The organism is Halobacillus aidingensis, assembly GCF_900104185.1.
In the GTDB taxonomy this organism is placed as follows: Bacteria; Bacillota; Bacilli; order Bacillales; family Halobacillaceae; genus Halobacillus; species Halobacillus aidingensis.
Genome location: NZ_FNIZ01000005.1, coordinates 24,983 through 45,817 on the forward strand (window position 1 = coordinate 24,983; position 20,835 = coordinate 45,817).

General features: G+C 41.4%; 18 protein-coding genes and 5 tRNA genes. 21 read left to right on the forward strand and 2 right to left on the reverse strand.

Translation table 11 applies throughout. From position 1 onward, the window contains the following. Nucleotides 1–397 precede the first annotated feature (397 nt). A complete protein-coding gene (locus BLS23_RS06290) occupies nucleotides 398–1,009 on the forward strand; it encodes a YczE/YyaS/YitT family protein (protein WP_089651701.1) in 612 nt (203 codons plus the stop codon). A gap of 62 nt (nucleotides 1,010–1,071) precedes the next feature. Beyond that, nucleotides 1,072–1,866, forward strand: a complete 795-nt coding sequence (locus BLS23_RS06295) for a YfkD famly protein (protein WP_089651702.1) — start codon at nucleotides 1,072–1,074, stop codon at nucleotides 1,864–1,866. Here the strand turns inward: BLS23_RS06295 and BLS23_RS06300 are convergent. Continuing rightward, nucleotides 1,836–2,714 carry a mechanosensitive ion channel family protein gene (locus BLS23_RS06300; RefSeq protein ID WP_089651703.1) on the reverse strand — a complete coding sequence of 293 codons (879 nt, stop codon included), beginning with the start codon at nucleotides 2,712–2,714 and terminating at the stop codon, nucleotides 1,836–1,838. The genes BLS23_RS06295 and BLS23_RS06300 overlap by 31 nt on opposite strands. Before the next feature lie 140 nt (nucleotides 2,715–2,854). Between BLS23_RS06300 and BLS23_RS21700 the strand changes: the two genes are divergently transcribed. The 7 genes from BLS23_RS21700 to BLS23_RS06330 all read left to right on the forward strand — a co-directional run bounded on the left by BLS23_RS21700 (nucleotide 2,855) and on the right by BLS23_RS06330 (nucleotide 10,925). Continuing rightward, a complete protein-coding gene (locus BLS23_RS21700) occupies nucleotides 2,855–3,004 on the forward strand; it encodes an SE1561 family protein (RefSeq protein WP_167356021.1) in 150 nt (49 codons plus the stop codon). A 111-nt stretch (nucleotides 3,005–3,115) separates the two neighbouring features. Beyond that, nucleotides 3,116–4,423: a Na+/H+ antiporter family protein gene (locus tag BLS23_RS06305; RefSeq protein ID WP_089651704.1), complete on the forward strand. Its 1,308-nt coding sequence runs from the start codon at nucleotides 3,116–3,118 to the stop codon at nucleotides 4,421–4,423. An 84-nt stretch (nucleotides 4,424–4,507) separates the two neighbouring features. Continuing rightward, the gene (gene pdaA / locus BLS23_RS06310) at nucleotides 4,508–5,287 is read left to right on the forward strand and encodes a delta-lactam-biosynthetic de-N-acetylase (protein ID WP_089651705.1); all 780 of its coding nucleotides are present in this window, start codon (nucleotides 4,508–4,510) and stop codon (nucleotides 5,285–5,287) included. An 814-nt stretch (nucleotides 5,288–6,101) separates the two neighbouring features. After that, nucleotides 6,102–6,971 carry a DNA-3-methyladenine glycosylase family protein gene (locus BLS23_RS06315; protein ID WP_089651706.1) on the forward strand — a complete coding sequence of 290 codons (870 nt, stop codon included), beginning with the start codon at nucleotides 6,102–6,104 and terminating at the stop codon, nucleotides 6,969–6,971. 168 nt (nucleotides 6,972–7,139) lie between these two features. Beyond that, nucleotides 7,140–9,005, forward strand: coding sequence for a PAS domain-containing sensor histidine kinase (locus BLS23_RS06320; RefSeq protein ID WP_244157107.1), 1,866 nt, complete (start codon nucleotides 7,140–7,142; stop codon nucleotides 9,003–9,005). Nucleotides 9,006–9,352: 347 nt separating this feature from the next. After that, nucleotides 9,353–10,201, forward strand: a complete 849-nt coding sequence (locus BLS23_RS06325; RefSeq protein WP_089651707.1) for a YitT family protein — start codon at nucleotides 9,353–9,355, stop codon at nucleotides 10,199–10,201. Then, nucleotides 10,176–10,925 carry a GntR family transcriptional regulator gene (locus BLS23_RS06330; RefSeq protein WP_167356022.1) on the forward strand — a complete coding sequence of 250 codons (750 nt, stop codon included), beginning with the start codon at nucleotides 10,176–10,178 and terminating at the stop codon, nucleotides 10,923–10,925. The genes BLS23_RS06325 and BLS23_RS06330 overlap by 26 nt, the downstream gene beginning before the upstream one ends. Before the next feature lie 9 nt (nucleotides 10,926–10,934). On the opposite strand, the gene BLS23_RS21325 is transcribed toward BLS23_RS06330, so the two are convergent. Further along, nucleotides 10,935–11,153, reverse strand: a complete 219-nt coding sequence (locus BLS23_RS21325) for a hypothetical protein (protein ID WP_143015234.1) — start codon at nucleotides 11,151–11,153, stop codon at nucleotides 10,935–10,937. 824 nt (nucleotides 11,154–11,977) lie between these two features. Between BLS23_RS21325 and BLS23_RS06340 the strand changes: the two genes are divergently transcribed. The 12 genes from BLS23_RS06340 to pstB all read left to right on the forward strand — a co-directional run bounded on the left by BLS23_RS06340 (nucleotide 11,978) and on the right by pstB (nucleotide 20,818). Further along, nucleotides 11,978–12,054: transfer RNA gene (locus BLS23_RS06340), tRNA-Met, on the forward strand. 24 nt (nucleotides 12,055–12,078) lie between these two features. After that, nucleotides 12,079–12,154 (forward strand) — tRNA-His (locus tag BLS23_RS06345). A gap of 3 nt (nucleotides 12,155–12,157) precedes the next feature. Continuing rightward, a tRNA-Ile gene (locus tag BLS23_RS06350) sits at nucleotides 12,158–12,234 on the forward strand. Between the two features lie 11 nt (nucleotides 12,235–12,245). Continuing rightward, nucleotides 12,246–12,338, forward strand: a tRNA-Ser gene (locus BLS23_RS06355). 62 nt (nucleotides 12,339–12,400) lie between these two features. After that, nucleotides 12,401–12,473 (forward strand) — tRNA-Phe (locus tag BLS23_RS06360). Nucleotides 12,474–12,649: 176 nt separating this feature from the next. After that, complete coding sequence (locus BLS23_RS06365) at nucleotides 12,650–13,264, forward strand: superoxide dismutase (RefSeq protein ID WP_089651710.1); 615 nt, start codon at nucleotides 12,650–12,652, stop codon at nucleotides 13,262–13,264. A 102-nt stretch (nucleotides 13,265–13,366) separates the two neighbouring features. Then, nucleotides 13,367–14,602, forward strand: a complete 1,236-nt coding sequence (locus BLS23_RS06370) for an MFS transporter (RefSeq protein ID WP_089651711.1) — start codon at nucleotides 13,367–13,369, stop codon at nucleotides 14,600–14,602. A gap of 85 nt (nucleotides 14,603–14,687) precedes the next feature. Further along, the gene (locus tag BLS23_RS06375; RefSeq protein WP_089651712.1) at nucleotides 14,688–16,835 is read left to right on the forward strand and encodes a peptidoglycan D,D-transpeptidase FtsI family protein; all 2,148 of its coding nucleotides are present in this window, start codon (nucleotides 14,688–14,690) and stop codon (nucleotides 16,833–16,835) included. A gap of 209 nt (nucleotides 16,836–17,044) precedes the next feature. Then, nucleotides 17,045–18,043 (forward strand): PstS family phosphate ABC transporter substrate-binding protein, encoded by a 999-nt coding sequence (locus BLS23_RS06380; RefSeq protein WP_089651713.1) that lies wholly within the window; start codon nucleotides 17,045–17,047, stop codon nucleotides 18,041–18,043. 78 nt (nucleotides 18,044–18,121) lie between these two features. Beyond that, entirely contained in the window at nucleotides 18,122–19,069 is a 948-nt protein-coding gene (pstC, locus tag BLS23_RS06385) for a phosphate ABC transporter permease subunit PstC (protein WP_089651714.1), read from the forward strand. Further along, nucleotides 19,069–19,947: a phosphate ABC transporter permease PstA gene (gene pstA, locus BLS23_RS06390; protein ID WP_089651715.1), complete on the forward strand. Its 879-nt coding sequence runs from the start codon at nucleotides 19,069–19,071 to the stop codon at nucleotides 19,945–19,947. The genes pstC and pstA overlap by 1 nt, the downstream gene beginning before the upstream one ends. A gap of 22 nt (nucleotides 19,948–19,969) precedes the next feature. Next, nucleotides 19,970–20,818: a phosphate ABC transporter ATP-binding protein PstB gene (pstB, locus tag BLS23_RS06395; protein ID WP_244157108.1), complete on the forward strand. Its 849-nt coding sequence runs from the start codon at nucleotides 19,970–19,972 to the stop codon at nucleotides 20,816–20,818. The last annotated feature ends 17 nt before the right edge of the window (nucleotides 20,819–20,835 follow it).

Genomic DNA, 20,835 nt, shown 5'->3' on the forward strand with positions numbered 1-20,835 from the left:
ATAGAGCCTTTTTTTACTAGAACGCAGTTATTTTGGAAGATGCTCTTAATGTGTATGTGGGTTTGTTTTTCACACTCATCGAATGGGGGGGGGGGAAGCTGCGAGACTCCCGTGGGAGAAGGAGATAGGCGAGATCCCGCAGGACGTAGTCCGAGGAAGCTCGGCGCTCCCCCACAGGAAAGTGTTCAAATGCGGAATCGCCCTGCTTATGACGCGAGTGTCTGGGCGATGGAGCTAGACGAGTTGCTTCCCAACCACCCCTGACGCCCATATAGGCAACGAACCCCGCAAAACATCTTGAAACTGAGTCTTCAAGAATACTGTCATATAGTTGAATAAATGTTGATATGCCAAAAATTATGTCTGGCGTTATATAAAGAATGAGGAGAGAGATGGAATGAGGAATATTTTTATTAAAGCTTTCTTTTATCTGATAGGGTTAATCATCATTTCCCTTGGGATTACACTAACGATCAAATCAGATCTTGGTGCTGGTGCGTGGGATGCTGTGAATGTCGGCCTGTCTGAGACCATCGGTTTTACTGTGGGGAGCTGGGTCATTATTATCGGTGCTATGCTGATTTTTACAAACGCTATCATTGCGAAAGAAAAACCGGATTTATTGGCTGTTATCACGATCTTTGTCATTGGACAATTCATTGATTTCTGGATGTTATCGGTTTTTGATACTTTCGGGCTCGCATCATTTTGGATTCAATTGACGGTGCTGGTGGGTGGGATTGCCATTATTGCCTTTGGAGTTTCTTTATACTTACAACCGAAATTTTCTCTGAACCCCATCGATGGGTTCATGGTTGCTCTACAGAAGAGATTCGGTTTCAGTTTACGAACGGCAAAAACGTTGACGGAAGTCTTTGCTCTTGTGCTTGCTCTAGCACTAGGAGGGCCGATTGGAATCGGTACCGTCATTATTATTGTCTTGATCGGACCATTCATTCAGTTTTTTGATGGGAAGGCGAACCACGTCATGAACAAGATGCTTTCGTGATTCCCTGTGTATAGTCTGGGCCATTTTTCACAAAATATAAAAAAAGAAAGGTGGCCCATGATGTGAAAAGAAAATGGTTAGGACTGATCATATTTATTGGGATCTTCATGTTCATCAGTGCTGGATCTATATCAGCTGAAAATAAGAAAGCAGAAAAAGAAAGTGCTATTCCGAACCATGTACTGAACATATCCAAAGACAATACGTACCCGAATTCTACGGATGATCAAGAGTTGTTGGAAGCAGAAGAAATTACGAAAGAATTGATGGAAGATACGGATATTCGCGTGACGAACCCGCAATTGATTGAGATGTTGAATGAAACGTCATTGAAACCATCCCCGTTCGCCATTGGTTACAGAGGCGAGATTTTTTTAGGGAGATGGCCGCTTGCTTACGAATCCAAAGAAACAAATATCAATTGGGAATATCAGGAGATCAATACGAATGAATACAGCAACCATGGTGGAAAGCAAACAGAGAAGTTAAGTTATGTCCAGAAAGAAGAAAAGCAGATCAAAGGTGGTTTAACTTCAAGAATCAGTCACAGCGACCAAATGATGAAGCTTATTCTTCTGGAAGCACAAAAGAATACGAAACTTCCACTTTCCTTCAACACTGTCATTGGTAAAGGCACAAAGCAAAACAATACCTATGGTGTACCAACGAACAAAGTAGGAATTCTGCATGCTTATGCACCAGCTGTCAATGAAAAAGGGGAAGTGACCTTTGGTGATGTGTACATTCAGCTTAAAGGTTCGAAAAAAACGTTGAACGTAAAGAACGTCACGCGGCAAGGAATCGGAGCATGGATTCCGATCCAAGATCACGTGAGCTTTTCATTTGAAGTGAAATGATGGTCCTCATGACCGGATGAATTCAATTCGACGCGCTGTTCTGCCATGAAGATGTTGTTTTCAAACAATTCTTCAGCAAGAATGAGGCGCGTTTTTTTTGCTGCCGTCCAGTAGACTAAGTCATTGACCATACCAACAACTGTGTATTCATATCCGCGGTGCTCATGGTTCAAAGACGACATGCCATACACTTGGAAAGGCTCATAAGGCTTATTCGTCAAATCTTTCTTCAAGTACTCATGCAATTCCTCATTGAGACGCTCACAAGCTTTTTCTAAGACTTGATACGCTTGTTTCGGATCTTGATGAAAACTTGTCGTTACCTTCTCAATCACGCGCATATATTCAAAGTTATAGTTTTCAATCGTGTTGATCTGACCATTGCTTATGGTGAGTAACTTTCCACTCCATTGGCGTACCTTTAAGAACCGGAGGCCAATGTCCTCAACCGTCCCGTGGAAGGTGTTGTTGACGGAGATGAAGTCACCTTTATGGAGCTGCTTTTCATATAAAAGGAACAGGCCGGCAAAGAAGTCTTTGATCAGACTCTGTGCACCAAAACCTACAATAATACCGATGACTCCGGCTCCGGCAAGTAATTTTTCAATCGAAGTGAATTCATCAAGAACGATAAGAATGAACCCAATGAGTGCCACATAACTGATGATGGAATTGAGCATGGATTCTAGAGTGTTTTCTTTTCTTTCTTCAATGAAGTCCGTTTTCTTGAAAAACGTGTGAATGACTTTACGGAGAATGAGAACAACTACAAAAAGAATAGCTGCAATTAATAACAACCTGATAACGGCGTGTTCTTCCAGGTAAGCATTGAACTCGGCTAATGACATGGATTCGTCCTCCTATATGTTCTATCAAGCATTATAGCATTAGTGGTGGATGGATTTCTTCTTTGTGGACAGGCCCAGTGACATGTACTATGATGGACGTGGCCAAAACGTGAAAGTTTGCAGAAAAGAGGTGCAGAGGAATGTCACAACAAGAACGGATTGAGGATCTGAAAGTGCGCCTGGCGGATTTTATGGGACGTATTGAAAAGTTAGACCCGGAAGAAACTTCTGTTGAAGATATCGATCGTCTTATTTCCATGTTGGAAGATCTTGAAAAGAACATGGAATAAACGGTTATCGTCAGAATTGACTCTCAATTTTTTTGAGGGTTGATTTTTTTACGTTCGTGCTTTATCATGATAAATCGTTAATGCATGAAAAGAATGAGAGGAGAATGTTTTATGGCATGGGCAGTTGTTGTCTCTGTCCTCGTAATGACAATCTTAAGTTTGTTACGTGTGAATGTCATTATCGCCATTCTTGCCGCAGGACTGACTGCAGGACTCATGAACGGTGAGACCTTAGTGAGTTCATTAGAACTGCTTGTCGGCGGTATGGGCGAACAGGCGAGCGTGGCGCTTAGTTATATATTGTTAGGAGCATTTGCGGTAGCCATCAGTTATTCAGGGATCACCTCATTGCTGATTGGATATCTGCTTAGAGTTTTGAAGGATAAACGAACGATGATGGTACTTGTCATCGCATTTGTTGCGAGCTTGTCCCAAAATGTTATCCCTGTACACATTGCTTTTATTCCTATCTTAATTCCACCATTACTGAAGTTGTTTGATGAAATGAAATTGGACCGCCGGGCAGTAGCGGCAGCGTTGACCTTCGGTTTGAAAGCACCCTATGTCATGTTGCCGGTTGGTTTTGGATACATCTTCCATGAAACGATTCAATCTTCTATGAGCAGCAGTGGAATCGATCTTGGCATTGGTTCAATCGCCCAATCTTTGATTATTCCTGGTTCAGGTATGATTGTCGGTCTATTCATTGCTATTTTTGTTACGTATCGGAAAAAACGTGATTTGCCAGATGTGGCTACAGAAGGACAAGGGTTTGAAGTCAAGAAAGTGGAAACGGCTAAATTCAACCTTCAGCATATTTGGACCATCGTCGCGATCGTTGTCACCTTAGTGATTCAAGCGGTATGGCAGAACCTTATTCTAGCTGCTCTTGCAGGAATTATCCTTATGTTTATCTTCCGTGTAGTCCCTTATCACAAAGGAGACAAAGTAGTGAATGAAGGAATCGGAATGATGGGCTTCATCGCCTTTGTCATGTTAGTGGCTGCAGGTTATGCAAACGTTTTGACAGAAACTGAGTCTGTATCAGCTCTTGTCGAAGTCAGTTCCGAATATCTTGGTGACAATCAGGCATTTATCGCATTCTTATTGTTACTTGTCGGTTTAATCGTCACTATGGGAATAGGATCTTCTTTTGCGACCATTCCGATTTTAGCTGCACTTTTCGTGCCAATTTGTTTGTCAGCAGGGTTTTCACCAATGGCAACTGCTGCTTTAATAGGAACCGCTGGAGCTTTAGGTGATGCTGGTTCTCCTGCATCTGATAGTACACTTGGACCGACTTCCGGTCTGAATGCAGATGGAAAACACAATCACATTTGGGATACTTGTGTTCCGACATTCTTACACTTCAATATTCCACTGTTCATCTTCGGATGGGCGGCGTCCCTATTTTTATAAAAGGCATGTGGGTAATATTCCCACCTGCCTTTTTTTATATTCAGTGTGTGTCCACACATACTAAGAAAAAAGTGAGTGGTACGTATGTGGAAAAAAACATTCGCCGTTTTACTGGTGTTATTCCTTTTGATTTTGCCCAACCAGACATTGGCTGAAGGCTGGGGTTTCAGTAAGAAGAAAGATGGTTCCGTCCCTGATGTGGGTCGATACGGTCCTATGATTGAGAAGTATGATGGTTTTTATGCGGATCCTTCCGGTGACCCGGTTGTTTATTTGACTTTTGATAATGGCTATGAGCAAGGGTACACAGGGCAAGTGCTCGACGTATTGAAGGAAAAAGGTGTACCGGCCACTTTTTTTGTTACCGGTCATTATATTGAAAGTGCACCAGAACTATTAAAGCGGATGGCGAAAGAAGGGCACTTAATTGGGAATCATTCCTGGAGCCATCCTGATTTTACAAAAGTATCGAAAGAGAAAATGAAGCAGGAGTTAGAAAGAGTAGACCAGGCTGTAAAAGAGTTGACGGATCAGGAAGTGATGACTTTCGTCCGTCCACCACGCGGAACCTTTAATGAGAAAACTCTAGAATGGGCAAAAGAATTTGGGTACACTCATGCGTTTTGGTCGCTTGCTTTTGTGGACTGGGAGACAGACAAACAACGGGGCTGGGAATATGCGTATAGAAGCGTCATCGATCAAATTCACCCAGGTGCCGTCATCCTCCTACACACCGTCTCTCAAGATAATGCAGAAGCCTTGTCTCAACTTATTGATGAGCTTAGAAAAAGAGGGTACAGTTTTGGAAGTTTGAATGATCTTATGATCAAACAGATGGTTCCAGCGCCTGTTTGGGGACTCTGAGTCCAAACCACTGCACATTCCGTGCAGTGGTTTTTCATATTCATTAAGAATTAAATTTGATGTAGATAATAAGTTGTTGAAGAATATGGCAGGATTGTTGAAGACTCAGTTTCAAGATGTTTTCGGGATTCGTTGCCATGTTGAGCGTCAGGGGTGGCGGGGAAGCAACTCGCTTTCCTGTGGGGGAGCGCCGTGCTTCCTCGGGCTACCGCCCTGCGGGATCTCGCCTGTCTCCTTCTCCCACGGGAGTCTCGCAACTTTCCAACCACCCCATTCTGTAGGTGAGAAACGAACCCATAAACACAGTAGGAGCATCTTCCAAATCAACAGCTTTCTAGTTAAAAAGGGACTGTATAGCAAGCTTCAGAATATAAGTGCTCTTGTTTTAAGAGTGAATTCACCAACTTCTATTACGCTCGAAAGCTGCTTATTTTGGGAGTAGTTTCGAGATACTTATATGGCAAAGGGGCGGAGGGGATGGCGAGACTCCTGCGGGAAAAAAGTGCATGGTGAGACCCCACAGGACACAGTCCGAGGAGGCTCACCGCGCTCCGCGGAAAGCGAGCTATCCCCCGCAGCCCCCATCCACTCACCAAAGTCTCGAAACTGAGTTTTCCACAATTGGGAGCATATATGAAATTGAATGAACGCTGAAAAGTTAAAGGAAACATTGAGGGTGGACATATGTATGTGGATGTAGAACAATGTTTGAAAAGGAATGAAGATGGAAATGAGTAAAAGAGGATATTAGGGCATAGTTCCCATTCTTAACAAATAATAAACAAATCGTCCGACAAAAGGGAGGAAAAACAGTTTGTGGAAAGAAAAGTTTAAAGCAAACACTTTTTATGATTTTGATTACACATTGCTTCGATGGGCTTTTGATCCTCTAACCCGGCTAAACCGAGAAGAGCGTTGGGTGGATGTTCCAGTGAAGCTAGGAGGAAATCATCACATTGTCCGTGTCCAGGGACTCGGCACAACCGCTGATCCTTCTTTTGAAGTGTCGAGTGACAGTGAGGAAGATAAAGAAGCGTTGCTCTCCCACATATCTGATTTATTTCAATGGAATATAGATATAGAAAAAGTGCATCACCACTTCTTAGATACAAATTTAAAAACAATGTTTCAAGCACATCCAGGTACACCGATTGTGAAAGATTTTCATCTCTATGATTGTTTGATGAAAGTCATCATCCACCAGCAGTTGAATATGAAATTCGCTTATACGTTGAGTACTCGTTTCGTGGAAACGCTTGGGACAAAAAAAGACGGGGTATGGTTTTACCCAGATCCTGAAACTGTAGCCGATACCCCTTATGAAACGTTGAGAGAATTGCAATTCAGTCAGCGTAAAGCAGAATATGTTATTGATACATCGCGTTTGATTGTGGATGGGAAGCTGCATTTGGAAGCATTGGCGAATGAATCAGATGAGGAGATTATGAAGCAACTGGTTAAGGTTAGAGGGATCGGGCCTTGGACAGCAGAAAACTGGATGATGTTCGGTGTTGGTCGACCGAACCTTTTTCCAAAAGCCGATATTGGTATTCAAAATGCTTTGAAGTTTTATTTTGACTTGGAAACTAAGCCGACATACGAGCAAATGGAGCAGTGGAGTAAAGAATGGGAGCCTTATTTGAGTTATGCTTCCTTAACGCTCTGGAGAAGTATTGAAGGGTGAAAACAAACAAGAAAATAGTCATAAACTTGTCTTCTGTCTCATAATTTGTAGTAAATAGAAAAATAATGGGTGAATTGTTTTGAAAATATTCAAAATTGTTCAGGCTTGCGTTATAATGATAACCGTACTGGAAAATATTGAACGGCTAAAAGGAAAGAGGTCTTAATATTGGTAATTAGAGAGAGGTATTCTGACCAAGTGCATAGCGGCGAAATTTTGGATGTTCTAAGTTTGAATGGTACACCTGCATGTTTACTGGATTTGCGTCTACAAACGGTTACGCTTAATCAGCAGATGCAAGGAACACTTCAACTGCAAGAGTCGGACATGTCGTTCTCTCAATGGATCCGTAGTTTTGGTCACACAGGACAGCAACGCCTTCAACAGGTTTTGCATAATCTCCTGACAGATGGTAATAGGGAATCGTCTGTCCAGTTGACAGATATCAACAAGTATAAATATCAATGCAAAATGGTTCATCTGACGAATGGTCAGATTGCTTTTTCCTTGAAAAGTATAAAGGGCCTGAACGATGGTCCTGTTCCCATGACTCTCTCTTCGAATAAGCATAAAGAAGCCCCTTTGTCATTGAACCAATCTGTCGGTTATCAACACCATCGTAATATGATACACATGTTTGGAACCGAGTCTTCCCCTATGAAAAATCGAATGATGCACCTTGTCGATAAATTCCCACACGGACTGGCATTGATCAATCACAACTGGGAAGTCACGTATGCCAATCCAAAAATGGAAGAGATGACAGAGGTTCCTTTCTTACAAAACTATTTTAAGAAGTTGTGGGATATCTTTCCGATTCGTGAACATTATCATTTCTTTCAACAGTATTTAAGGTCTATGGAGACACAAGAGACGGTGGAATTTGAAGGATATCTTAAGAAAACTAATACAGATGTCCAGGTTACAGTTCATCCTACCGAAATGGGGATCACTGTCTTCCTTCAGGACATAACAGAATACAAGAATCAATTAAAAGCATTGAGGGCGTCAGAAGAAAGGTTTGCATTACTTGCAAATAATATTAAAGATGTCTTCTGGATTAGCCAGCCGGACTTTAAAGAACTGCACTATGTCAGTCCTGCTTTTCAGGAAATGTTCGGAATCTCCCGACGGGAAGCTTTCCTGGATCCAAATTCGTTGATGGAAAAAGTTCATGAATCAGACCGCGCTTCATTAAGAACTGCTCTAGATGAAATGGCAAAGAAAGAAAGTGAAGTAGAATATCGTCTTTCAGGTCCTAAAGAAGAATCGAAATGGATTCGTACGAAAGGTTTTCCTGTTGAGTATTATGGGAATTCTTATGTTCTTGGTATTCATGAGGATGTTACGGAATACAAAGAGATGTTAGAACTTAAAGAGAAATCCCAGCAGCTGTCCACGATCACGCAAATGTCGGCCGGTATTGCCCATGAAATTAAAAACCCTTTGACCGCGATTAAAGGATTTCTCCAGATTGGGGCAGCTAATCCTGAGTTGAGGGATAACTATCAGGAAATTATTCTCGACGAAGTCAATCGCATCGAAGCCATCGTCCAGGACTTCATGATGTTGTCCAAGCCGAAATCCTCTATTCAGCTTGAACAGGTAGATCCTGAACAACTGGTTTCCTATGTGTTGCGGCTGTTGGAACCAGAAGCGAACGAAAAGCAAATTTACCTTCTCTTTGATTGTGATCCTATACAAGACAAATTCGAAACAGAACCGAAGCGGTTGAATCAAATTCTTATCAACCTTGTCAAAAATGCCATCGACGCTGTGGATCTAGGAGGAGAGGTTCGTGTAAGCATACAAATGTCCAGCTCTAACCTAACGCTTTCCGTTAGAGACAATGGACCTGGATTAACACCACAAGAGCTTGCCAAAATTGGTGAACCTTTCTTTACAACCAAAGAAAAAGGAACCGGTCTAGGAGTGATGGTCACAAAGAAAATCGTCTCAGACCTGAATGGAGAAATATCATACGAAAGTCAAAAAGGGGCCGGTACAACGGTTACCGTCACTTTACCAAAATAGAAATCTTTGAAAAATCATCATCCCAGCGGATGATGATTTTTTTATGTTTTATTAGTGATTAAAGGGAAGGAGAGAGGTCCTTGCGACAAAAAGACTAACGGAAACCTTGTCTGCAAATGACACCTTCATTCTTTTTAATGTGTCAGGATTCATCAAATTTTGAAATTTCATCGATTCAACCCTTATAGTTATTAGAAAATTCTACGTTCAATCGCTTACAAAAAATAAAATATATTTTTACACTCAAAGCTATTTACAAACGTATTTATGGGCTCTATAATCCCGATTGTACTACAATTTTGTTCGACAAATTCTAACTTATTCCCACATAAAAAGGAGGCTTTCTGATGCTGAAAAAAGTATGGTCTTTTCTATTAATGAACTTAGGTGCGCTCGGGGTAGCCATCAACGTACATTTTTTCCTATCGCCAAACGATCTTGCCACAGGAGGAGTAAGTGGTGCTTCAATTGTATTGAATAAAGTCATTCCTGATCTTTCACTAGGAATGATCATGATTATCTTGAACATTATCCTCTTTATCGTTGGTTTTATATTCTTAGGTTTTCAATTCGGTCTCAAGACCATTTATGCAAGTTTTGCTTTGTCCTTTATGGTATGGGGGCTGGAAGCATTTTTCCCGATGCAGGAAGCTTTAAGTGATGACCTTCTCATCCAGTTGATTATCGGCCAAATTATCGCGGCATCAGGAATGGCACTTGTTTTCCATCAGGGAGCCTCTACGGGCGGAACAGATATCCTTGCTATGATCCTGAATAAATTCTTTTCCATTGAAGTTGGAAAAGGTGTCTTATTCTCTGATATTGCGATTGCAACATCGTCCATCTTCCTATTCGGACCAACCGTCGGAATGTACGCGTTTTTCGGTGTCATTTTGAATGGCCTAGTTATCGACTACATGTTGCAACAATTTGAAGACAATAAAGAGATCGTCATTATCAGTCGTGAAAGTGAACAAGTCCGTTATTTCATCGTCCATCAGCTCGGACGAGGGGCTACCATCCACCAGGCAAAAGGAGCTTTTAATCAAGAAGACAAAGAAGTCATTACAACGATTCTAAGCCGCAAAGACTACACACGTTTGAAAAAATATATGACAGCGATAGATGAACAAGCTTTCATTACGGTTCACTCGATGAATGAAATTCTCGGTGAAAACTTTAAACGATTGGCATAAAAGGTGGGATAACATCCAGAACCGTATGTTTACAGACACGCTCAATGAGCGCCGATCCAGAACGGCCGACGTATACGAATACTTGAAGAATCACATTATGTTTCGCCAACTACCACCAGGGACTCAGCTTGTTGAAAACATGATCGGAAAAGAATTACAAGTTTCACGAACCCCTATCCGGAATGCGATGAAAAAGCTGGAACAAGAAGGGTTAGTCAAAATCTACTCCAATCGCGGTGCCTTTGTAGTTGAACCGACGCTTGAAGAAATAAGACAAGCCTTTGATATGAGGCGCCATTTAGAGAAAATGACACTTGAACAAATTTATGATCAGATGAATGAAGAAGATTTCGTACATTTGGAAGAATGGATTGAACATGAAAGAAAAACTTACGAAACCCGGAATATTCTGGAGTACCTGGATGTGAACAAGCAATTTCATATGACCCTTGCGTTAAAAACAAAAAACAGGTTTTTGATTGACTTTACTGAACGAATCCTTAATCAAATCAATGTATATCTTATGTTGTATGATGTGTTTGTAGATGAAGACCTGTACGAAAAGCAGCGCTTCAAAGAACATGAATTATTGCTTGAAGCATTAAGAAATAAAGATTTGTCACGCTTGCTCCAGCTGATCGATCAGCATATGGAAGAAAGCTTGAATTATATGTCTATAACCCAGAGAAAAGATAGGATAGAAGAAAAGAAAAAGAGCCTTTAATCCAGACATTTACAGTCCGGATTTAAAGGCTCTTTTTCTTTGAAGGCGTACAGTTCTAAGTAAAATACTGAGGTTAATAACAACCACTGTGATTAAAGAAGCCAGCGTATAATTGAAATTCTTCGTAATCATGGATACAGATAAGAATGCGACGACCATAATGGAGGTTATGAGAAATAATTGGTACTTGGTAAGGCCAAGCTGTCTGCGAACGGGGCGAGCTTCCACTGCTGATCACTCCCTGTTTATGCTTACACGTATTATATGAAAACTTAAAATAATTTGTCAATTCAAGTATATGTACCATACCCCCAAATACTCCTCTTTATTCAACTAATTGGCAGGATTGTGGAAGACTCAGTTTCGAGACTTTGGGGGTTCGTTTGCCGTGTTGAGCGTTAGGGGTGGCTGGGAAGCTACTCGCTTTCCTGTGGGGGAGTGGCAAGCTTCCTCGGACTTCGTCCTGCGGGATCTCGCCTATCTCCTTTCTCCCACGGGAGTCTCGCAGCTTCCCAACCACCCCATTCCATGAAGGTGAGAAACGAACCCCATTCCTGTGGGAGGGTGCCTTCCACTATCCTGGTGTTATAAGCATAAAGCACTCTATAACAAGCTTTTCGTATGCAGAATAGCGTCCTTAGGAGTTCCTTCCCCTCCAATTACCATGGGCATAAAAGCAGCTTATTCCGGAAGTGGTTTCGAGATACTTATATGGCAAAGGGGCGGAGGGGAATGGCGAGACTCCTGCGGGAAAAAAGTGCATGGTGAGACCCCACAGGACGCAGTCCGAGGAGGCTCACCGCGCTCCCGCGGAAAGCGAGCTATTCCCCGCAGCCCCCATCCACTCAACAAAAGTCTCGAAACTGAGTCTTCCACAATCGGGAGCATATGTAAAAGTATATTCAATACATTATTTTTCTTAAAAAAACCCTTGATTGGAAGAGAAGAGCGTGATATATTATTTTTGTCGCTGATTTGAAAGAGAAAAAAACAGTTGACGCTTTTAAATGGAAATGTTATATTATTAAAGTCGCTCACAAGCGATATCAATTGGCGGTGTAGCTCAGCTGGCTAGAGCGTACGGTTCATACCCGTGAGGTCGTGGGTTCGATTCCCTCCACCGCCACCAAACATACATAAATAAAAAAACGTGGCGGTTGTGGCGAAGTGGTTAACGCACCGGATTGTGGTTCCGGCATTCGTGGGTTCGATTCCCATCAACCGCCCCATGTGGACCCTTAGCTCAGCTGGTTAGAGCTATCGGCTCATAACCGATCGGTCGCAGGTTCGAGTCCTGCAGGGTCCACCACAACATGTTACGGAGGAGTACCCAAGTTTGGCTGAAGGGAGCGGTCTTGAAAACCGCCAGGGGCTTTACGGCCCGCGGGGGTTCGAATCCCTCCTCCTCCGCCATGATACATAATTGATGAAAAATTATCGAGGCATGGCCAATAATAAATAATAAATATAATTATGGCTCGGTAGCTCAGTCGGTAGAGCAACGGACTGAAAATCCGTGTGTCGGCGGTTCGATTCCGTCCCGAGCCACTCATTTTAAACAATCAAGTGATGCTTGGTTGTTTTTTTATGTTTTAAAATTTCCTTTCAGGGAATTCTTAATATCGTGATGCAAAACATTTGCTAATCAATTTTCCGTTTGATAATGTAAAATATGAAGCGGAATGCTTCTGTTTTACATATTATTTTAAAGGAGGAGTTACATTATGGCTAAATTTGAACTACCAGAACTACCTTACGCTTATGATGCACTAGAACCTACTATTGATAAGGAAACAATGAACATCCACCATACGAAGCACCACAACGGTTATGTGACAAAGCTTAACAATGCACTTGAAGGGCATGCGGATCTTCAAGACAAGTCTTTGGAAGAGCTTCTTTCCAATAATCTTTCTGTTGTACCAGAGGATATCCGCACAGCGGTGCGCCGTAACGGCGGAGGCCACGCAAACCACAGCCTTTTCTGGACAATCATGTCTCCGAATGGTGGCGGTGAACCAACAGGTGATCTTGCTACGAAAATCAATGATACGTTCGGCGGTTTCGACCAGTTCAAAGAAAAGTTTGAAGAAACGGCAAAAGGCCGCTTCGGATCTGGTTGGGCTTGGTTAGTAGTCAATAATGGTGACCTTGAAGTAATCGATACTCTTAACCAAGATTCTCCGATTATGGAAGGTAAAACTCCAATCTTGGGTCTTGACGTTTGGGAGCATGCATATTACCTGAACTATCAAAACCGTCGTCCTGATTACGTTTCAGCATTTTGGAACGTTGTAAATTGGGATGAAGTGGCTAAGCGTTTCGACGCAGCTAAATAATTGAAAATAACCGAGAGGCATGGATATTAATCCATGCCTCTCTTTTTGTATATCTCCTTTTGTTCTGAAAACACTAAAGGTGAACACAAAGGAGACATGGATATGGTGAGTAAGCTGCGTGTGTGGCTCAGCCACGAAAATGTATCAAAAGATTTATTGCTGTTACTTCTCATTGGAGGCTTATACTCTCTCGGTATATTCTTATCCAGTACATTTGTGAACATATACTTATGGAAACAATCCAATAGCTACATTGACATAGCTCTATATAATTTAGCCATTTATGTCTTTCAACCATTAACTTTCATATTAGCGGGCAAGTGCGCGAAGAGAATAGATCGTGTAATCGTGTTGAGAACCGGAGTGACCGTTCTCTCTTTGTTTTTTTTAACCGTGTTACTCGTGGGTGAACGGGCCGCTACGTTTAATATTATGCTGGGGTCACTATTGGGGGTAGGGTATGGCTTTTATTGGCTTGCTTACAATGTATTGACCTTTGAAATTACCGAACCTGATACCCGGGATTTTTTCAATGGATTTCTTGGTGTGCTGCAATCTCTTGGTGGAATGACCGGTCCGATACTTGCCGGTTATATCATTTCCAGGTTGAACAATTTTACTGGATACACCGTTATTTTCACAATTTCTTTCGGCTTGTTCATAATTGCTGTCCTTGTAAGTTTTGGTTTATCCAGAAGAAAGGCTAAGGGCAATTTTTCGTTCCGTAGGATTGTATCAGAGAGAAAGAATAACTCAAATTGGAGACGTATATTGAATGCTCATGTTTCGCAGGGCTTCAGAGAAGGGACCTTCTTATTTGCGGTTTCTATCTGGATCTTTTTAATGACTGAAGATGAGTTGTCTTTAGGTGTATTCAACTTGGTTTATTCTGGTTTTTCTTTTCTATTTTATTTTCTTGTCAGTCGGTGGGTTAAACCGAGGAGGAGGAAGAAGGCGATTCTCATATCAGGATTGGCTTTATATCTGAGCGTTTTGATTTTACTGTTCAGTGATACGATGGCTCTTTTGCTCATCTATGCAGGGGTTGCCGGTGTATTTTTCCCATTACTCTATGTGCCATATATTTCTTTGACGTACGACGTTATAGGAAAATCGTGGAATGCAGCTGAAATGCGGATTGAATACATTGTAGTCAGAGAAATTTTTCTTAATATCGGGAGAGTATTGTCCATTGTAATTTTCCTTTTAGCCATAACTCTCATCCCGCCGGAAACTGGAATCCCTTATATTTTGTTGATTGTTGGAGGCGGTCATTTCTTTATCTATTTCTTTGTGAAGGGTATTGACACGCAGTGCACAGAATCGTCACATAATTGAACCCAATAACCCATGAGCTTCGTCTATTCTATGGTGCATAAAAAATGCTATAATGAATGAAGCATGAAAAGAAGGAGAGGAGTTCATGGGAAAGAAGCAAAAAAACAAATCGAAGCACAAGTCACACCTTTCTTTCCGATTGAACGTGGTGTTTTTTGTTGTATTCCTAATATTTTCTGGGATCATACTTCAACTTGGGGTCGTTCAAATTCTAAACGGGGAAGAGGCCCAGGAAGAAATTAACCGTACAGAAAACACAACGACCAGCATACCAGTACCCAGGGGAGAAATGTATGATCGATATGGCCGTGTAGTGGTTGATAACCAGCCGTTGTATTCGATTACCTATACACCTCCAAAAGGTGTTCAACCTAAAGATAAGCTGCAATTAGCTGAAGAAATATCTAAGTATATAGATATGGAATTTGAAGGGAAGTTAACGGATAGAGACCTTAAGGAGTACTTCTTTCTTCAAAATCAGGAAGAAGTTACTGCGCGTATTGAAGATGAGGATACATCAGAATTGGATAATGGTGAAGTTTATCAACTTCAATTAGATAGCATTAGAAAAGACGAAATTGCTGGTTATGACAACCAAACGAAGGAGATCATAGCAATTAAGAAGGAATTAGACAAAGCCTATGCACTTGCTCCTCACGTTTTGAAAAATACGGATATCTCTGAAAGGGAATATTCTGTTGTGGCCGAACACTTAGCTGAGTTGCCCGGGATCAACGTGACATCGGATTGGGAGCGTACATATCCATATGATTCTGTTTTCCGCAGTTATATTGGCAGCATTACTTCGAAAGAACAAGGTGTTCCGAGAGATAAACTGGATTATTTCATGTCGCTGGATTACAGCCGTAATGATCGAGTAGGTACAAGTGGGCTGGAACAAGAGTATGAGGATGTACTGAGAGGTACGAAAGAAAAGGTCCAATACGAAACGGATAAGAACAATAATGTGATTAATTCCAAGGTGATTCGTGAAGGAGAGAAAGGCAAAGATCTCGTCCTGACGATTGATATGGAATTGCAAGAACGAGTCAACAAGATTGTTCAGGAGGAGCTGGAAGCAGCAATTCGCAAAGCGCCTGGTCCAAACAGACACCTGGAAAATGCGGTTGCGGTCGTCTCCGATCCAAATACAGGAGAAATTTTGGCGATTACAGGTCAAACCTACAACAGAAATCCTGAAGAGGGGGAATCCAGATTCTCCGATACATCCCATCAGGCTCTTTATAATTCCTATATGCCTGGATCTATAGTAAAAGGAGCAACTGTCTTGACTGGTTTACATGAAGGGGCCGTGACACCTAATACTTGGATCAATGATAAACCTATAACAATTGCTGGAAGGCAAAAAGGTTCTTACACGTCTAATATAGGTACAGTCAATGATATTGCAGCTCTTCAACAATCCTCAAACGTATATATGTACTTCCTTGCGATGTACTTGGGTGAAGAGTATAGCAACAATTATGATATGAACTATCTGTCTTTAAAAGATGGAACATTTGATAATTTCATTTTTAATTTTAATCAGCTAGGCCTTGGCGTAAAAACAGGTATAGACTTCCCTTATGAAGGTTTAGGAGTCACTGGTGAAATTGGGAACCCAGGACACATCCTGGACTTCTCCATCGGACAATTCAGCACTTATACGCCGATGCAGTTAAACCAATATGTATCCACCATAGCTAATGGCGGTGACAGAATGAGGCCAAGATTGGTGAAAAGTGTTCATGAGCCGTCACTAGAAGATGGACTGGGTCCTTTGTACAAAGATTATAGTCCACAGGTGTTGAACCAATTAGAAATGGATCAGTCATATATTGAAAGAGTCCAGGAAGGGTTCAGGCAAGTGGCTCAAACAAATCAGGGGACAGCCAGTCATGTGTTTTCTAAAGAGCCTTATGCAAAGTATAATATGGCTGTCAAAACAGGAACAGCACAAGCATTCAAAGCCGTGTTTGATGAAAATGGAGAAAGAACAACCTATAAGGATCTATTGAATAAAACCTTAGTTGGATATGCACCTTCGGATGATCCGGAAATTGCTTTCTCCATTGTCTCCCCTTATTTAGGAGAAAACGCAACAAGCACGTTTGATATCAGCAACAAAATTGGTGCGCGGATCGGACAAGCGTATTTTGAACTGAAAGAGGAACGTAAAGAGAACGGCATACAAGCGAATAATTCAGATGAAGAAGCAGAAACTGAGGAGTGATACGACAAGTATCACTCCTTTTTTTATATTAACGGAAGAGTTGTGTGGATTATCCAAACATAAGGGTGTTTATTCAACAAAAATCACCAATTTACAAAACCTTTACGTTTGGTTCATATGTCATTAAAACTCTCTCGTTAATATATAAAATGTGAGATGGCCAAGCCGTCGAACACAAAACATAACCACAAATATAGGGGGAGAAAGAAATGAAAAACTTTAAAAGTTTAGCACTAATGCTAATGTTCATCCTAGTGCTGGGAGTACTTGCTGCATGCGGAGGATCTGAAGAGGAACCAGCAGCTGAAGAAGGCAACAACTCAGAAGAAGGCACTAACGCTGAAGGTTCTGAAGAAGTATCCGGACCAATTGCGATTGATGGATCTTCTACTGTATTCCCGATCATGGAAAACTTGACTTACACTTACAATCAGGAAAACCCTGATGTGAACGTAACAGTAAACTCTTCCGGGTCCGGCGGTGGATTCAAAAAATCCACAGTAGGTGAAATTGATTTAAGTAATGCTTCTCGTCCTATCAAAGAAGAAGAAATGGCAACAGCTGAAGAAAACGGCATTCAATTAGAAGAACTAGAACTTGCATATGATGGTCTTTCCGTAGTGGTTAGCCAACAGAATGATTTCGTTGAAGAATTGACAATTGATCAGTTGAAACAAATTTTCCTTGAGTCTTCCGAAGCTAAAATGTGGTCTGATATCAATCCAGAATGGCCAGAAGAAGAAATCAAAATCTTCAGCCCTGGACATGATTCCGGTACATTCGACTACTTCAATGAAGTAATTCTTGAAGAAGAGCCGATGAAAGAAGGAGAAAATACTACACTTTCTGAAGATGACAACGTACTTGTGCGCGGTATTGAAAACGATCCAAACGCAATCGGTTTCTTCGGATATGCGTACTATGCTGAGAACGAAGATGTATTGAAAGTTCTTGGAATTTCTGAAGACGGAAACGAAGCTGTAAAACCAAACCCTGAAACAATCCAAGATGGTTCTTACACACCACTTTCCCGTCCGCTATTCACTTATGTAAACGTGAATGCATATAAAGAAAAACCACAAGTTCGTGACTTCGTAGAGTACACATTGAACAATGCTGGGAAAGCTGCTGAAGAAGTTGGGTATGTAGCTCTTCCAGAAGATAAGTATCAAGAGCAACTTGAAACAGCGAAAAGCTGGGCAGAGTAATGGATTTGAAAACCTAACAAGGAGGGTGAGACTTTATCGGGGTCTCACCTTGCCTTATGGATGAGAGGAGTTTTTAACATGGACAAGGGGTTACAATCAGAGGGGAAAATGATTGACGTCCAACAAATGATTGAAAGGAATAAGAAGAAGAAGAGTTTCGGGGAAAGAATAGAGAAAATCATTCCTTTTTTCTTGCTTCTTTGTGCTGCAGTTAGTGTCCTAACAACTGTAGGGATATTATTTACTTTGTTGAGAGAGTCTATTGGCTTCTTTTCCAATGTGTCTTTAGTTGATTTTTATACAGGAACAAGTTGGTCACCATGGTCCGGTGAGTATGGGGTTGCTCCATTGATTGGGGGTACATTACTCATCACTTTGATCGCCACGCTTGTAGCTGTACCTTTGGGGCTCATGTCTGCCATATTTTTGAGTGAATATGCAAATGATAAAGTAAGACGTGTGATCAAACCTGTGCTCGAAGTTTTAGCAGGAATCCCGACTGTCGTTTATGGTTATTTTGCTTTGACATTCATTACACCAATGTTTCAATCCTTCATTCCTGATTTAGGGATTTTCAACGCCCTAAGTGGTGGCTTTGTTGTCGGAATCATGATTATTCCTATGGTTGCATCTCTTTCAGAAGATGCTATGAACTCTGTTCCTAATGCTTTAAGGGAAGGAGCTTACGGATTAGGTGCAACAAAATTAGAAGTTGTATTTAAGGTGGTTTTACCTGCTGCACTATCCGGAATCATCGCATCCATTGTTCTTGCTATTTCAAGAGCTATCGGAGAAACAATGATTGTAACGATCGCAGCAGGCGCTACACCTAATCTGACTTTCAATCCGACAGAATCGATCCAAACCATGACTGCTTTCATTGTGCAGGCAGCAACAGGTGACACCACTTTCGGATCTACCATTTATTACAGTTTGTATGCAGTAGGAATGACATTGTTTGTTTTTACACTCGTCATGAACCTTATTGCTCAGTACATTTCTCGTAAGTTCAGGGAGGAATATTGATGCTTGGTCAAAATGAACAAAATATCAAGAAACGTATGGAAGGGAGAGTAGCCATCAACAAAGTCCTAATGGTCTTGTTTGGTATGGCTACTGCAGTGGGATTAGTCTTTCTAGTCTTACTTTTTTATCGTGTATTGACTCAAGGAATTGGTTATTTAAGTCTTGACTATATTTTGAACTTCCCAGCACCTTATCCGGAAGAAGCGGGTATTTATGCTGGTTTGATCGGTTCAGTATTCTTAATGATTATTGTTGCTATTTTTGCTGTCATTATAGGTGTTGCGACAGCGATCTATTTGGAAGAGTACGCACCTAAAAATAAGTTTACAGAATTTATCAGAGTAAACATTCAAAACTTAGCTGGGGTGCCTTCCATTGTTTTCGGACTACTAGGATTAACGTTCTTCGTTTATATGTTTAATTTCGGTTATACACTCATTGCTGGTGGACTAACGATGGCATTGTTGATTCTTCCTGTTATCGTAGTAGCTGCCCAAGAAGCTGTTCGTTCGGTACCGGCAGAAATTAAAGAAGCATCCTATGGCATGGGAGCTTCTAAATGGCAAACCATTGCACGCGTGATTTTACCAGCTGCTATTCCGGGAATTCTTACCGGAGCAATTATCGCTTTGTCTCGTGCAATTGGTGAGACTGCGCCTTTGATTATCGTAGGTGCAGCCACTGCGATCTACACATTACCGGAGTCATTACTTGCTAAATACACGGTGATGCCGATTCAGATCTATAACTGGACAGGTAGACCACAGGAAGAATGGCAGTATGTAGCAGGAGCAGGAATCATTGTTCTTTTAGCCGTGTTGCTACTCATGAATTCAATTGCTGTTTTGATCAGAAACAAATATCAACGTCGTCTTTAATTAGGATGAGGAGGGTTTCAATATGAATAAAGTAATGGAAGAGAAAACAAATAAAAAGGTAAACCAGAGAACAGCGAAGCCTGAGGTTAAAAAAGAGAGAATTAAAAAAGAGAAAACGAATAGCATTATCGAAGTCAATGATTTGAACTTATGGTATGGCTCTGATCAAGCTTTATACGAAGTAAGCATGGAGGTACCAGAGAAACAGGTGACAGCAATTATCGGGCCTTCGGGTTGCGGAAAATCGACATTCTTAAAGACATTAAACCGCATGGTGGAAATGGTGCCGATTGTAAAGACTTCCGGTTCCATTAAATATCGTGACCAGGAAATCTTCAGCAGTAAATATAAAGAAGAATACCTTCGTACGAAGGTAGGTATGGTTTTCCAAAAGCCTAACCCGTTTCCTAAGAGTGTGTATGATAACGTAGCTTACGGACCAAGAATCCATGGAATTAAAAAGAAAGAAGTATTAGATCAAATCGTTGAGAAAAGTTTAAAAGGTGCGGCGATTTGGGATGAGCTGAAAGATCGTCTAAATGAAAATGCTTATGGTCTATCTGGTGGTCAGCAGCAGCGTGTATGTATCGCACGTGCTCTAGCGGTTGAACCGGATGTTATCTTAATGGACGAGCCGACTTCAGCTCTAGACCCGATTTCTACGGCAAAAGTAGAAGAGCTTGTTCAGGAGTTAAAAGAAAAATACAGCATTATTATTGTCACGCACAACATGCAGCAGGCCGCTCGTATTTCAGATAAAACAGCCTTCTTCTTAAATGGAGAATTAATCGAGTTCGCTGACACAGATAACTTGTTCCAGAACCCTCACGATAAGCGAACAGAGGACTATATTACTGGACGCTTCGGCTAATTTTTTAGGGGGGATAT